This is a genomic window from Brachybacterium sp. p3-SID957 (genome assembly GCF_025144775.1).
In the GTDB taxonomy this organism is placed as follows: domain Bacteria; phylum Actinomycetota; class Actinomycetes; order Actinomycetales; family Dermabacteraceae; genus Brachybacterium; species Brachybacterium epidermidis.
This window is the reverse complement of sequence record NZ_JALXKT010000073.1, coordinates 1-15,077: the sequence shown is the minus strand read 5'-3', so window position 1 is coordinate 15,077 and position 15,077 is coordinate 1. Positions and strand designations below refer to the sequence as shown.

The window sequence follows — 15,077 nt, the reverse complement described above, 5'->3', positions numbered from 1 at the left end:
TCAAATGGAAACCGACGACTCACAGAACGTCCGGACCGAATGAAGGGGGCGGCTCAGGTGCATGTCGTCAGGAGGCAGCATGCTTCGATTATCGGGGCCCGGCCGCGGCGCGACGGGACACGCACCGCGGCGGCCTCCCGACGGGCCACCGCGGCGACTTGCAGCGATCAGTGCGGGGCACCGCTGCAGGACCTTCGATCAGTTCGATCCGATCAGGCCCCGAAGCCGCCCATGTTGGCCATGTCCTTGAAGCGCGAGTACTGGCCCTGGAAGGCCACCGGGATGGTGGCGGTGGCGCCATTGCGGTGCTTGGCGACGATGAGGTCAGCCTCGCCGGCGCGCTGGGACTCCTTCTCGTAGTAGTCCTCGCGGTGGATCAGCACGATGAGGTCCGCGTCCTGCTCGATCGAGCCGGACTCGCGCAGGTCGCTCATCATCGGGGTCTTGTCCTGGCGCTGCTCGTTGCCGCGGTTCAGCTGCGAGATGGCGATCACCGGCACCTCGAGCTCCTTGGCCAGCAGCTTGAGTGCGCGGGAGAACTCCGAGACCTCCTGCTGGCGGGACTCCACGCGCTTGCCGGAGCTCATCAGCTGCAGGTAGTCGATGACCACGAGCTTGAGATCGTGCTTCTGCTTGAGCCGGCGGCACTTCGCGCGGATCTCCATCAGCGACATGTTGGCGCTGTCGTCCATGAACAGCGGGGCATCGGTGATGCGGTTCATCGCTCGCGCCATGGCCTGCCAGTCGCGGTCGTCCATCGAGCCGTCGCGCATGCGGTTCATCGGCACCTGGGACTCCGCCGAGAGCAGACGCATGGTGATCTCGGTCTTGTCCATCTCCAGGGAGAAGATGACGGCCGTCTGCCCGTTGTGGATCGAGGCGCTGCGCAGCACGTCCATGCCGAGCGTCGTCTTTCCCATGGCGGGGCGCCCGGCGAAGATGATCATCTGCCCGGCGTGCAGGCCCTGGGTGAGCTCGTCGAACTCGGCGAAGCCGGTGGGGATGCCGGTCACCTGGCCTCCGCGGTTCTGGGTGGCCTCGATGGTGTTGAGGGTGTCGTCGATGACCTCGCCGAGGGCCACGAAGTCCTCGGACTGGCCGCGCTCGGTGACCGCGTACACCTGGGCCTGGGCCTCGTTGATGACCTCCTCGATCTCCCCGCCATCGGCGGCGTAGCCGAGCTGGACGATGCGGGTGCCGGCCTCCACCAGGCGGCGCAGGGTGGCGCGCTCCACCACGATGTCGGCGTAGAAGCCGGCGTTGGCGGCGGTGGTGACCATGTCGATCAGATCAGCGAGGTAGGCACCGCCGCCCACGCGCTGCAGCTCGCCGCGCTTGGTGAGCTCGTCGGAGACGGTGACCAGATCCGCCGGCTCCCCGCGGCCGTACAGGTCCACGATCGCCTCGTAGATCAGCTCGTGCGCGGGGCGGTAGAAATCGATGCCGCGCACCTTCTCCACCACATCGGCGATGGCGTCCTTGGACAGCATCATCCCGCCGAGCACGCCGCGCTCGGCGGCGAGATCCTGGGGCGGGGTGCGCTCCAGGCCGCGGTCCGGTCCAGCTTCGAAGGCGTCAGTCGATGTCACCGGTCCAGTGTAGGAAGCCCACCGTGCCCCCGGGACCGCCGTGGGCCGTAAGGTGGACAACTCCCCCACCGTCATGGAGTCACCGCGTGAGATACCTCGTCCTGGGCCTGATCGTCGGCCTGCTGGTGATGCGTCTGCTGCGCACCCGCTGGGCGGGGACGCTGCTGGGCATCTCCCGTCGCGCCCTCGAGGTGGCGCAGCTGATCCTGCTGGCCGTCACGGTCGCGATCGCACTGGCCGCCGAGGAGTGGGTGCTGCTGGCCGTGGCGGGCGCACTGCTGATCTGGGCGATCGTGGACCTGGCACGGGGGCGGCGCACGGGGCGGAGCGCGGAGCGAACCGCTGGAGGCAGCGCACGCCCGAGGGGAGCACCCGAGAAGAGCTGGCGCCGATGACCGGAACCGGGACGGGGCCACCGGCCCCCTCCACCGGGAAGGCTGGGCGGGCTGCTGACGAAGGTGATCGTGGAGGCGCTTCGTCCCACCGGTGTGCTGGACCAGCCCGCCATCGTGCGCGACGGCTCCCGGACGCAGGCACCGGAGCGCCGTGTCGCATCGTGAGTCCGTCCTGCTCTGCGGCCTCGAGGCCGGCTTCACCGCCGGCGCCCCGCCATGAGACATGGTCTCGATGGTGTTGCGCGCCGACCGCACGGATCGACTGATGCACCACAATCCCTTCCGCAGCTTTGCATGCCCATGCGCAGAGGAGGACCATCGATCCTCGTGAATCGAGACCAGCACTCCCCTGACAGCCCAGCTGGCGCACCGGAGCCATCGGCCACCGCGCCCGTCGGCCCCGACCCTCGCGATCCCTCGGGTGGCGCACTGCGCCCTGGTGCCGCGAACGCCCCCGGCGTCGCGGGTGCCCCCGGCGGGTACGACGCCGAGCACAACCCCTCCGGCAAGACCTTCATGGGCCAGCCCCGCCCGCTGGCGAACCTGTTCAGCGTGGAGATGTGGGAGCGCTTCAGCTTCTACGGCATGCAGGGCATTCTCGCGATCTACATGTACTTCGCGGCCACCGACGGCGGCCTGGGGATCGACGAGAACGTGGCCCTGGGCATCGTGGGTGCCTACGGCGGCTCCGTGTACATCTTCTCCATCCTGGGCGCACTGATCTCGGACCGGCTGCTGGGACCGGAGAAGACCCTGTTCGGCTCCGCGGTGATGATCATGCTGGGCCACATCGCCCTGGCCCTGATCCCGGGTGTGCCCGGCCTGGTGGCGGGCCTGCTGCTGGTGGGCGTGGGCTCGGGCGGTCTGAAGTCCACCGCCGCCACCCTGGTGGGGTCGCTGTACGACGTCTCCGACCCCCGCCGTGACGCCGGCTTCTCCATCTACTACATGGGCATCAACATCGGCGGCCTGCTGGGCCCGCTGCTGACCGGCCTGCTGCAGAAGGAGTGGGGCTTCCACTTCGGCTTCGGCCTGGCCGCGATCGGCATGGCCATCGGCCTGACCCAGTACGTGCTCACCCGCAAGGGCCTGCCCGCCAGTGTCCACGTGGTGCCCGACCCGCTGCCCCGCTCGAAGTACCCCCTGTGGGGCGGCATCGCCCTGGGCGGTCTGGTGCTGATCCTGGTGCTGGTGCTCACCGGCGTCGTCAACCCGGCGAACCTCGCCACCATCATGACCGCGCTGTCGGTGATCGGTGCCATCGTCATCTTCGCCCTGCTGCTGGCCACGCCGAAGATCAGCGCCGACGAGCGCTCCCGCGTGATCGCGTTCATCCCGCTGTTCATCGGCACCGCGGCGTTCTTCGCGCTGTTCCAGCAGCAGTTCACCGTGATCACGCTGTACTCGGACACCCGCCTGGACCGCGCCCTGCAGCTGCCGTTCCTGGGCGAGTGGGAGATGCCGATCTCCTGGGCGCAGTCCTTCAACCCCTTCTACATCATCGTGCTGGCGCCGCTGTTCGCGCTGATGTGGACCAAGCTGGGGCGTCGCCAGCCGGGCACGCCCACCAAGTTCGCGATCGGCATCATCCTCATGGGTGCGGCGTTCCTGCTGTTCCTGCCGATGGCCTCGGTGGCCGCGGTTCCCGTGCTGTGGGTCGCGATGATCATGCTGGTGGCCACCCTGGGTGAGCTGTCTCTGTCGCCGGTGGGCCTGTCCCTGGCCACCAAGCTGGCCCCGCGCGCCTTCCCGGTGATGATGATGGCGCTGTACAACCTGTCGGTTGCCCTGGGCACCTCACTGTCCGGCTCGCTGGCGCAGTTCTACTCCGCCGACAACGAGACCGCCTACTTCGGTGCCCTCGGCGCGATCACGATCGCGATCGGCGTGGTGATGCTGATGATCGCCAAGCCCGTGAGCCGGGCTATGCGCGGAGTCCGCTGACCTTCAAGCCCGCCGGCCGGGCCATGCGCGGAGCGCGCTGGCCCCCAAGCCCGCCGGCCGGGCCATGCCCCGGTCCCCGTCGGATGACCCCACCCCCGTCGACGTGCGAGCAGTTGGTGCTATGAGGCATCCATAACGCCAACTGCTCGCACGTCGACCGTCACGCCACCCCCGACGTTTCTCCGCACGGGTCCGGTGGGCCCGCCGGGCCCGTGCAGAGTCTGGATCGGGCGGTGGGCCCGCCGCCCGATCCAGGCGACCCTCAGGTCTCCTTACGGCGCCGGCCGTGACCGGTGCCCAGCTCCTCGGCAGCCTTCTCGATGGCCTCCGGTGAACCGTGGGCAGGCTCCTCCTCCGTGGTGGGCTCGATGTCCTGATCCACGGAGCGTTCGGCGTCCCGGTTCATGGCTGGTTCGGCATCGCGCACGGAGTCGCGCTCGGAGGTGGGAGCACTGGAGACTGCGGCATCGGCACCGTCCTCGGCCACCCGATCGTGCTCGACCACCTTGTGGGCGGCGGCGGTGCCGCCGTGCCCGTCGGCCGCGAGCTTGCGGGGCCACCACAGGTGACGGCCCAGCTCGGTGGCGATGCCAGGCACCTGCAGGGTGCGCACCAGGAAGGTGTCCACGAGTACGCCGAGAGCCACGATGAAGGCCAGCTGCAGCAGGAACAGGATCGGGATCACCACGAGCGCGGCGAACGTGGCGGCCAGCACGACGCCGGCCGAGGTGATCACGCCGCCGGTGAGCGCGACGCCGCGGATGATGCCCTCGCGGGTGCCGTGACGCTCGCTCTCCTCCCGCACGCGCGTCATCAGGAAGATGTTGTAGTCAATGCCCAGTGCCACCAGGAACACGAAGCCGTACAGCGGCACGGCCGGATCGGCGCCGGGCAGGTCCAGCACATGGTTGAACACCAGCGCCGCCACGCCCATCGCGGCGGCGAAACTCAGCACCGTCGTGATCACCAGCATCAACGCCGCCACGATGGCGCGCATCAGGGCGATCAGGATCAGGGTGATCACCGCCAGCACGATCGGGATGATGAGGTTGCGGTCGTGGATGGAGGCGTCGTCGGTGTCGACGTCGGTGGCGGTGTTGCCGCCCACCTGCACGTCATCTCCGTAGGCCTCGCGCAGCTCGCGCACCGTCTCCTGGGCGGCGGCGGAGTCGTAGGCGTCGGTGAGGGTGGCCTGGAGAAGCACCTTGCCCTCGGAGACCGTCGGCTCGGCGACCGGAGCGCTGGGATCGGGGATGGAGCCGACGAACTCGCCGTCCTGGAAGGAGAGCTGACCGGCCGGGTCGTCGTTGGCGGTGAGGGAGACGGACTCCACGCCCTCCAGGTCCAGGGCGGTCTGGGCGACCTCCTCGGCGTCCTCCTCCGGGGCCAGGATGTAGGCCGGGGTGCCGGAGCCGCCGGGGAAGTGCTCGGAGAGCACCTCCTGGCCGTCGCGGGCGTCGGAGGCGGTGAGGATCAGGTCGCTCTGGGCGACGCCCTCTGCCTTCAGGGTCGGGAAGAACGCCGCGCCCAGGATCAGCAGCAGGGTCACACCCACCCAGATCCGGCGGGGATGGCCCACGGTGTACTTGCCGATGCGGCCGTACACGCCGTGGCCCTCGACCACCTGCTCCAGGGACTGGTCGGCGCGGGCGGCGGCCTGCTCGCTCTGGGCCTCCTCGCCGGCGTAGCGGGGGACGCGGGGCCAGTAGGCCACTCGCCCGAACAGCGCGAGCAGGCTGGGCAGCAGGGTGAGGGCGGCCAGGATCGCACAGAGGATGCCCACGGAGGCCACGGGACCCAGGGCGCGGTTGGACTCCAGGTCGCTCAGCAGCAGGCACAGCAGGCCGGCGATCACGGTGCCGCCGGAGGCGATGATCGGCTCGACCGCGCCCTTCCAGGCGGACTTCAGGGCCGTGACGTGGTCGCGGCTGCGCTCGAGCTCCTCGCGGTAGCGGGCGGTCAGCAGCAGCCCGTAGTCGGTGGCGGCACCGATCACCAGGATGAAAAGGATGCCCTGCACCTGGCCGTTGAGCAGGAACAGGCCGGCGTCGGCCAGCAGCCAGTTCACCAGCACCGCCACGCACAGGGCGAACAGGGAACTGGTGAGCACGAGCAGTGGCAGGATGACCGCGCGGTACACGATCAGCAGGATCACCAGCACCACGGCGAAGGCCACGATCAGCAGCAGGCCGTCGATGCCGGCGAAGGCCTCGGTGAGATCCGCCGAGAACCCGGCGGGCCCGGTGACGTACACGTCGATCCCGTCGACGGTGCCCTTGAGGCCCTCGCGGAGGGAGTCGACGGTATCACCGGCCTCGACGTCCGCATCGATCGGCACGAAGACCTGCAGGGCCTGGCCGTCCTCGGAGGGGATGGGCGGGGACGCCTCGCCCACGGCCTGCGCATCTGCGGTGACCGATTCGATGACCTCGGTGAACTCGCCGATCTGCTCCTCGGTGAGCTCGCTGCCGCCGGCGCTCTGCGCGACCACGATGGCGGGGATCTCGTCGGACTCGAAGAATCCGGCCTGGGCCTCCTGCACGGCGGTGGACTCCGCGCTGGAGGGCAGGTAGGTGGTGGGGTCGTTGGAGGAGACCTCCCCGATGCGGCCGAAGAAGGGACCGCCGATGCCCGCGAGGGTCAGCCACACCAGCACCAGCACGGCGGGCACGACGACGCGCAGCAGGCGTGCCTTCCCGCGGGACTTGCCGTCGCCCGTCCCGCGGGGCTTGCCGTCGCCCGTCCCGCGGGGCTTGCCGTCGCCCGTCCCGCGGGGCTTGCCGCCGCCCTGTCCGGCGGGCTTGCCATCGCCGATACCGCGGGTGCTGCCGTTGTCCACGCGGTGGAAGGACGTGGGGGCTGGGGAGTCAGTGGGCATCGGGCACCTTCCACGGCTGTCGCCTGCGTGCGGGGTGGCAGCTGCCGGGGCCTGTGACCCCGGGCGGCACGAGGGAGAAGATTGCTAACGTCGTTAGTTAGCGGCTTGTTCATCGTAGTCCATGCACCTCGCAAGAGGTCTACAGTGTTGCGGATTCCTGCGACGTGATTCGGACGCATCTGCGTCCGCCTCGACCCGCCGGTCAGCCCCATGGCGGCCGCCCTCATCCTGCACGACGAGAGAGACGTGAACCAGAACCTCTACTCACCGACGTCGAACGATCCTCATGGAGAGCTGTTCGACCACGAGGCGCTCTCCCCTGGGGAGCTCGCCCAGATCGGCGAGCTGTTCGGGGCGATGGGGGCGCTGCGGGACGTGGAGCGTCGGATCATGGACGCCTCGCAGCAGTACATGAAGCTCAACGCCACCGCGATGCGAGCGATCCACGTGCTGATGGTGGCCGAGAACGAGGGCACCCTGATCACGCCCACGGTGCTGGCGGAACGACTGGGCATCTCCACCGCCGCCGTCGCGAAGATGATCTCCAAGCTGGAGGCGGACGGACACGTGGTGCGCCACCGCCACCCCTCCGACCGTCGCGCTCAGACCCTCACGGTCTCCCCCTCCACCCGCGCGGCCGCGATGGACACGATGGGCCGCACCCAGGCCAGCCGCATGCGGGCCGCAGCCCTTCTCACGGCTCAGGAGAGGGACGTGGTGATCGGGTTCCTGCGGCGCACGGCCGAGGATCTCGCCGCATCGCTGGACCGCGAGGACAGCTAGGACAGCTAGGAGAGCCAGGAGACGCCGGAGAGCCAGGGGAGGAAGGGCAGTCCGGCCGCTGTCCCCGGCCCGCCGGCGTCAGCGCCCGGCCGGTGTCCCCACCGGTCAGCTGCGGTCACCGCCGACTCCCTCATCCACCACGATGTCTTCCTGCTCGGGGTGACGTGCCAGCCAGCTCTCGACGAACGGGCAGATCACGACCACGCGCATCGAGGCGGCCCGCGCGTCGGTGAAGGCCGTGCGCACCAGGGCCGAGGCGATCCCCTCGCTGCGATGGCCCGGATCGGTGACGGTGTGCAGCAGGCTCACCCTGTCCCCGGTGCGCTCGTACGTCAGCATCCCCACCACGTCCTCACCCTCGACGGCGACGAACCGGGAGTCGTTGAGCTCATGGCGGATCTCGAACCCCGGGTGGGAGAGGGGATTGTCGAAGTCGTCGTTGGCCATCGTCGGCGCTCCTCATGAGTCCGGTGGGCGGTCGCAGGCACGGTCCGTGCAGCCTCTACGGTACGCCTCGCAGGCATTCACATGAACAGCCAGGTCCCGCGGCTCCCGGGGGCCCTGCGGTGACGCGCTGAGGTTCACGTCGCCAGTCACGCACTGAGGTCCACGTCGCCAGTCACGCGCTGAGGTCCACGTCGGTCGCAGCCCGGGCGCCGATTCGACCGGTACCGGGCTTGCCGTCGTGCAACGATGCAGGGCGTGATCACACCGCCCCCGCACCACCACCCCGCCCGCGACGCCCGCACCACCTCGCACAACCAGGAGCGCACGGCCTTTGCGCAGGCCTCGGACGCCCTGCAGCGGCACCGCCCGCCCTCGCCGGTGTGGGGCGATGAGCGGGAGGCAGTGAGCATCGCGCTGGAGTGGGCTGCAGCGCACACAGCGCTGGCCTCGGACCCGAAGGCCACCGCCCGCAGCGCCCGGGAGCTGCAGGAGCAGGCCGGGCAGACCATCACCGCGCAGGGCATCGGCGCCGAGCGGGCGATGGAGCTGTTCGACCAGGTGCTGCTGCCCGCCACCCGGGCCTCCGACGACCCGATGAACCTCGCCTACATCCCTACAGCCCCCACTCGGGCCGCGGTCGCCTTCGACACGGTGGTCTCGGCTGCGAACGTGTTCGGCGGGCTGTGGGAGGGCGGCGCCGGGGCGATCTTCGCCGAGAACCAGGTGCTGCGCTGGCTGGCCGATCTGCTGGGCTGGCCGTCGGATGCGGCCGGGGTGTTCGTCTCCGGGGGCACCAACGGGAACCTCTCCGCTCTGGCCACCGCCCGCGACCACGCCCGGCGCACTCGGGGCGGCAGGCCGACCGGAGGCTGGGCACTGGCCTGCGCCTCCACCGCCCACTCCTCGATCTCCTCAGCCGCGCGGCTGCTGGACATGGACGTGGTGATGGTGCCCGTCGATGCCAACGGGCACCTCACCGGCGAGGCGCTGGAGCCGCTGCTGGCGGCCGACGAGAGGATCTGCGCGGTGGTGGCCTCCGGCGGCACCACCAATGCCGGGATCGTCGACGACATCGCCTCGGTGGTCGAGGTGGCGCACCGCCATGGCGCCTGGGTGCACGTGGACGGTGCCTACGGGGGTGCCGCGCTCACCGCCCCGAGCGCCCGCGGCCGCTTCGCGGGGATCGAGCAGGCAGACAGCTTCATCGTGGACCCCCACAAGTGGCTGTTCGCGCCCTACGACTGCTGCGCCCTGCTGTACCGCGACCCGCGCCCCGCGGCGGCGGCGCATGCCCAGCACGCCGCGTACCTGGACTCGATCGACCGCGGCGAGTCCAACCCGGCCGACCTCGCCGCGCACCTCTCGCGCCGCACGCGCGGACTGCCGCTGTGGTACTCGCTGGCCACGCACGGCACCGACGCGTACACCGCCGCCGTGGAGCGCTGCCTGGCCACCGCCCGCACCGTCGCCGCCGCGATCCGGGACAGCGAGCATCTGGAGCTGCTGCTGGAGCCGGAGCTGTCGGTGGTGGTGTTCCGCCGCCCCGGCTGGGACCTCGAGGCCTACCGTCGCTGGTCCCACCGGTTGGCGAAGGAGGGCGTGATGCTGTGCGTGCCCACCGCCTTCCAGGGCGAGCCGGCGCTGCGCCTGGCCTTCGTGAACCCGTCGGTGGAGCCCGATGCGGTGATCGCGGTGCTCACCGGCACCATGGGCGAGCCGGACGGCAGCTGAAGGATGTCATGCCCGATCCCACGCATCCTTTCCAGGGCCTGATCGGGTTCTCGTCCGTCCGGCTCGACATGCCTGGTTGACACTCTCGCCAGTCAACCAGACTGACACTTCACAATCTGTTCGGACTGTCACTGTGAATGCTGCGGGACTTTGACCTTCAACGCTCCGCTCACCTGCATATTCGCACCCGAACAAACACTTGCACACTTGCAATCTTCAGAGTAGGTTTCACACTGTGGAGTTGACAGTATCCAGCGTCCTTGCCGTCCTCGATGAGCTGCGAGTTCACCGCGGAGACCGCACCGACGTCGAGGTCAAGCGAGCCGCGGGCGGCCTGCCGGCGAAGATCGGACAGACCCTGTGCGCGTTCGCCAACATGCCCGATCAGGGGCTGTTGATCCTCGGTGTCAACGAGGCGGGCGGATTCTCCCTCAGCGGCGTTGCCGACCCCGCCGGAATGGAGCAGGCACTGGTCAACGTGGCGCGAGAGGCCGTGACCCCCTCCCCCTACATCGACGTGAGGACGCTGGACATTGACGGTGTCCAGATCCTCGCCGCACTGGTCCACTCCGTCGCTCCTCGCCTCAAGCCCGCGCGCTTCGAAGGTCGTGCCTATCTGCGGCAAGCCGACGGCGACTTCGTCATGGGGCCAGCCGATCTGCGGATGATCGAGGTGGCCGCCCTCCATCACAGCGAAAGCGTGCACTACGACGAGCGTCCCGTGACCGGGACGAGTCTGGACGACCTCGATCCAGCATTGGTCGGGCAGGTCGTCACCCGGGCCCGGAACCAGTCCCGACGGCTGCGCGAGCTCGCGGATGCGCAGATCATCCGACAGCTCGGCGCGGTGACAGCATCCGGCGAGTGCACTGTCGCGGGCATCTACGCACTGGGGAACTACCCGCAGGGTGTCTTGCCCCCGCTGCGGGTGACCGCCGCCGTACGGCTCCCCGACGACGGGAGCGGGGTGCGCACCCAGAATCTCCAACACTTCGACGGGCCGATCACGGACCTCCTGGACGACTGTGTCGCCTGGGTACGCCAGAACCTCACCACGCGCCAGGTCTACGGGCCGGATGGGCATATGCGAGATGAACCCGAGATCCCGCTGGCCGCCGTCCGCGAGGCTGTGGCCAACGCCCTCGTGCATCGCGATCTGGGTCCGGAGACCCTGGGGATCGGACGCTCGATCGACATCCGCATGACCGACAGAGCCCTTGTCATCGCCAGTCCCGGTGGCTTGCGAGGGGTGACACTTCCAGAAATCGAGAGTCCGTCGCCGCGCCGAGCCGCTGTCAACCAGCGGCTGTACCAGCTGGCCACGCACCTGCACCTGCCCGATGGCAGCCGCGTGATCGAGGGTGAGGGCGGCGGCGTGGTAACAATGCTGCGGCGGGCTGTGGACGCTGATCTGAAGCGCCCGACGCTCACGGACAACGGTGTGCGCTTCACGGCGACGTTCTGGCGTGGGTCCGCGTTCTCCGAGGAGGAGCGGCGGTACCTGGCCGGCGTCTCCGGCGGGTCTTCGCTCACGCATCTGCAGAAGCACGTGCTGTTGAAGGCGTGGCACGGCGAGCGCTGGGATATCGACAGCCTGCGCGCAGAGTTCTCACCTCTTCCGCTGGACGACGCCCAGGCTCAACTTCAGGCCCTGGTACGGCGTGGTCTGCTCGATGCGGACATCAGCGCCGAGGTGCCGTTCCGGGTGCCCGCTGGTAGTCCCGGCAAACGCAGCGAGCAACCTACCCGCACCGCACCACCAGACCCAGTCCACGCGCACGGTCCTGATGGTGAGCACCCCGATCTTCGTCGACTGGGAAAGAACGTGCCGGCCATCCACCGCGTCCTGAGCGGTGGGCCAGCCCTGCACGCAGACCTTCAAGCGGCGACCGGGCTGTCATACCAGCAGGTCCGCTACGCCCTAAGGGCCCTGATCAAGAACGATCTGGTCGCAGTCGACGGCGGGCAGGGGCACCGCGGGACCACGTATCGCCTCGTGTGCGGGCATGGATCGTCGGCTCTTCGGCCTACACAGGCCTCACCGGGCGCTCCGGGAAAGCTAGCCTGAGCATCGTGACCACGACTTTCAACCACGCCCAGTTCATCTGGTCTGCCGCGGACATCCTCCGCAGTACGTACAAGCAGCACCAGTACGGGGATGTGATCCTGCCGTTCACCGTCCTTGCCCGCTTGGACGCGGTGCTCGCTCCGACGAAGGAGGCCGTGGTCCGTGAGCTGGCGGGCTTCGACCGGGACCGGATGCCGTCGGCCGCGATGCTGCGCAAGAAGGCCGGTCACGAGTACTCGTTCTTCAACGCCTCGCGCCACGACTTGAGGTCGCTGCAGGGGGATCCGGACAACCTCGAGCAGAACCTGCGCGACTATGTGGGCGCGTTCAGCGAGAACGTGCGGGACATCTTCGAGAAGTACAAGTTCGAGGACGCGATCATCGACCTGGCGCGCCATGACCTGCTGCTGCAGGTGCTGCAGCACTTCGCGAAGGTGGATCTGCACCCCCGGGCGGTGAGCAATGAGCAGATGGGCCACATCTTCGAGGAGCTGATCCGCAAGTTCGCGGAGGCATCCAACGAGACCGCCGGTGAACATTTCACCCCGCGCGAGGTCATCGAGCTGATGGTGACGATCTTGCTGGACGGGGATCCAGACCTCGGCAAGGACCACGTGGTGCGCAGCGTGTACGACCCGACGGCGGGCACGGGCGGCATGCTCTCGGTGGCCGACGACAAGATCCGGGATTTCAACAGGACGGCGCAGGTGAGCCTGCTGGGTCAGGAGATCAACCCGGCCTCGTACGCGATCTGCAAGGCCGACATGGTGGTCAAGGGCCAGCCGATCGACAACATCGTGCTGGGCAACACGCTCACGCAGCCGGCGTTCCGCGGGCAGTCCTTCCACTACGGGTTGTCGAACCCGCCGTTCGGCGTGGACTGGAAGCAGTTCAAGAAGACGGTGGAGGACGAGCACAGGCTCCGCGGTTTCGCGGGGCGTTTCGGGCCAGGGCTACCGCGGGTGTCCGACGGATCGCTGCTGTTCCTGATGCATCTGATCTCGAAACTGCGCGATCCAACGCCTGATCAGGGGCACCACACGGCCGGACGCGGGGCGATCGTGCTGAACGGTTCACCGCTGTTCACGGGCGGGGCGGGTTCGGGAGAGTCGAACATTCGGCGCTGGGTCCTGGAGCACGACTACCTCGAGGCGATCATCGGTCTGCCAACCGACATGTTCTACAACACCGGCATCGCGACCTACGTGTGGATCCTGTCGAAGGACAAGGCCCCGGAGCGTCGCGGGAAGGTGCAGCTGATCGACGCCACGGGCATGTTCGAGAAGATGCGCAAGTCGGTGGGCTCCAAACGCAGGTACCTGTCCGAGCGGAACATCGAGGAGATCACCCGGCTGTACAACACTTTTGAGGAGTCAGAGCACTCGAAGATCTTCGCCACTGAGGACTTCTTCTACCGGACGATCACGGTGGAGCGCCCAATGCGCCGCAACTATGCGTTCACCTCCGAACGGATCGAGCGAGCAATGGCGGCGCGGCAGGTCACCAAGCTGAAGGACGCCGAGCGTGAGGCACTGCGGGATGCCCTCGGTGCAGCGGCCGACGCAGCAGGTGGCATCGTCTCCACCAGCCGTGCGGTGTTCACGAAGGATCTGAAGGCAGCGTTGGACGAGCACGGGCTGAAGCTCACGCCCGCTGTGCTGAAAGTTCTGATCGGTGAGCTTTCCGAGCACGACGAGGATGGCGAAGTGGTGACCGGACCGGGCGGCAAGAGCGTGGCCGACGCGTCCCTGCGGGACACCGAGAACGTGCCATGGGACGAGGACGTTGAGGAATACCTTCAGCGCGAGGTGATCCCCTTTGTGCCCGATGCATGGATCGATCACACCAAGACCAAGGAAGGCGCAGAGATCCCCTTCACCCGGCACTTCTACAAGTACGTACCGCCCCGGCCACTGGAAGAGATCGATCGGGACCTGGACGACGTGCTCGGGCGCATCCGGGCGCGGCTGGCGGAGGTCAAGCGGTGAACTGGGATTGGGGACGCGCGGCTCTCGGCAGATCCCAGAGCTCGCATGGTACGGGCTGGGGTGAAGCACGAGTTCAAGACTTCGTCCGACTCGTGAACGGCATGCCTTACGACTCCAAGCACTTCGGCCCGGACGGCACGCCTTTGATCCGGATCAGGTCACTGCTGGATGCAGTAGAGGAAACGCGATACAACGGGCCTGAACTCACGAGATTCCGGGTAACGAAGGACGACCTCCTAATCGGCATGGATGGCGACTTTAACGTCGGGCGTTGGCGTAGGGATGAGCATGCGCTTTTGAACCAGCGGGTGCTTGCACTCACCGGCGATGCACTCCGTCTCTCGTGGCTCGAGTACTGTCTTCCCTCGGCGCTAGAGATTATCAACGCGCATACCTATGCCACAACGGTGAAGCACCTAAGCTCTGCACAGGTAGCACGGATACGCATTCCAAAACCCGAAGAAGATCAACTGCGCACAATCGTCGACTACCTCGACCATGAGACCGCCGAGATCGACGGGCTCATTGCAGATCTCTTCAGCGCTATCGCTCTCGCTGAGGAGCGCCTTGAGTCCTTCCGAACAGGGCTTCTCCAGTCTGCAGCCAACGCATCCCACCAAAGATTGAAAACCTTTGCTGATGTAACAGTCGGTATCGTCGTTCGACCGTCGGATTGGTACGCAGAAGCCGGCGTCCCCGCACTGCGCGGAGTCAATGTGAAGCGTGAATCGATAGCACTTGATGACTTAGTGCACATCACGAAAGCTGGACACCATTCTCATCCGAAGTCAATTCTTAAGCCAGGCGATGTCGTGGTTGTCCGTACCGGGCAGGCAGGTGCGGCGGCCGTGGTAGACGACACTCTCCCTGACTGCAATGCGATTGACTTGCTTATCGTCAAACGTAGCTCTATGCTTGACCCCAGCTTCTTGACAGCTTTCATTAACTCAGAACCGATTCGCGAGGCGGTCAAGTACGGCACCGTGGGCGCCATTCAAGGCCACTTCAATGTCGAGGCCCTGCGGAATCTAGAGGTCCCCTACCTTCCGCTCACGAAGCAAGTCGAACTTGCTGCGGATTGGCATCATGAGCGCAAGGTGGTATCGGCGATGAGTGCGGACCTCACCCGCGCCATCGCCCTCGCCAAGGAGCGGCGGGCAGCGCTGATCACGGCCGCGGTCACGGGCCAGATCGACGTCGCCGCCAAGCAACGTCCCGCAGCAGAGCAGCTCGAGGACGACATCAAGGAGCTGA

At 67.7% G+C, this 15,077-nt stretch carries 10 protein-coding genes; 7 read left to right on the top strand and 3 right to left on the bottom strand.

Translation table 11 applies throughout. The features are described 5' to 3' along the window. Positions 1 to 212: 212 nt before the first annotated feature. Positions 213 to 1,589, bottom strand: a complete 1,377-nt coding sequence (dnaB, locus tag M3B01_RS12975; protein WP_193865711.1) for a replicative DNA helicase — start codon at positions 1,587 to 1,589, stop codon at positions 213 to 215. An 86-nt stretch (positions 1,590 to 1,675) separates the two neighbouring features. Between dnaB and M3B01_RS12970 the strand changes: the two genes are divergently transcribed. Further along, entirely contained in the window at positions 1,676 to 1,984 is a 309-nt protein-coding gene (locus M3B01_RS12970) for a hypothetical protein (RefSeq protein ID WP_259792667.1), read from the top strand. A 516-nt stretch (positions 1,985 to 2,500) separates the two neighbouring features. Further along, complete coding sequence (locus M3B01_RS12965; protein ID WP_259792668.1) at positions 2,501 to 3,928, top strand: peptide MFS transporter; 1,428 nt, start codon at positions 2,501 to 2,503, stop codon at positions 3,926 to 3,928. Positions 3,929 to 4,190: 262 nt separating this feature from the next. On the opposite strand, the gene M3B01_RS12960 is transcribed toward M3B01_RS12965, so the two are convergent. Continuing rightward, entirely contained in the window at positions 4,191 to 6,806 is a 2,616-nt protein-coding gene (locus M3B01_RS12960) for an MMPL family transporter (protein WP_259792666.1), read from the bottom strand. A gap of 210 nt (positions 6,807 to 7,016) precedes the next feature. Between M3B01_RS12960 and M3B01_RS12955 the strand changes: the two genes are divergently transcribed. Continuing rightward, on the top strand, positions 7,017 to 7,589 hold the full coding sequence (locus tag M3B01_RS12955) for a MarR family winged helix-turn-helix transcriptional regulator (protein WP_259792665.1): 573 nt from the start codon (positions 7,017 to 7,019) through the stop codon (positions 7,587 to 7,589). Between the two features lie 105 nt (positions 7,590 to 7,694). Here M3B01_RS12955 and M3B01_RS12950 read toward each other — a convergent pair whose 3' ends face one another. Continuing rightward, positions 7,695 to 8,036 (bottom strand): GNAT family N-acetyltransferase, encoded by a 342-nt coding sequence (locus M3B01_RS12950; protein WP_259792662.1) that lies wholly within the window; start codon positions 8,034 to 8,036, stop codon positions 7,695 to 7,697. A 246-nt stretch (positions 8,037 to 8,282) separates the two neighbouring features. Between M3B01_RS12950 and M3B01_RS12945 the strand changes: the two genes are divergently transcribed. From M3B01_RS12945 to M3B01_RS12930, 4 genes are all read left to right on the top strand, one after another. Further along, positions 8,283 to 9,767 (top strand): pyridoxal phosphate-dependent decarboxylase family protein, encoded by a 1,485-nt coding sequence (locus M3B01_RS12945; RefSeq protein WP_396123372.1) that lies wholly within the window; start codon positions 8,283 to 8,285, stop codon positions 9,765 to 9,767. A gap of 241 nt (positions 9,768 to 10,008) precedes the next feature. Continuing rightward, complete coding sequence (locus M3B01_RS12940) at positions 10,009 to 11,835, top strand: RNA-binding domain-containing protein (protein ID WP_259792657.1); 1,827 nt, start codon at positions 10,009 to 10,011, stop codon at positions 11,833 to 11,835. A gap of 5 nt (positions 11,836 to 11,840) precedes the next feature. Then, the gene (locus M3B01_RS12935; protein WP_259792655.1) at positions 11,841 to 13,823 is read left to right on the top strand and encodes a class I SAM-dependent DNA methyltransferase; all 1,983 of its coding nucleotides are present in this window, start codon (positions 11,841 to 11,843) and stop codon (positions 13,821 to 13,823) included. 101 nt (positions 13,824 to 13,924) lie between these two features. Beyond that, positions 13,925 to 15,077: hypothetical protein (locus M3B01_RS12930; RefSeq protein WP_259792652.1), on the top strand; the 1,153-nt coding region annotated here is incomplete at its 3' end.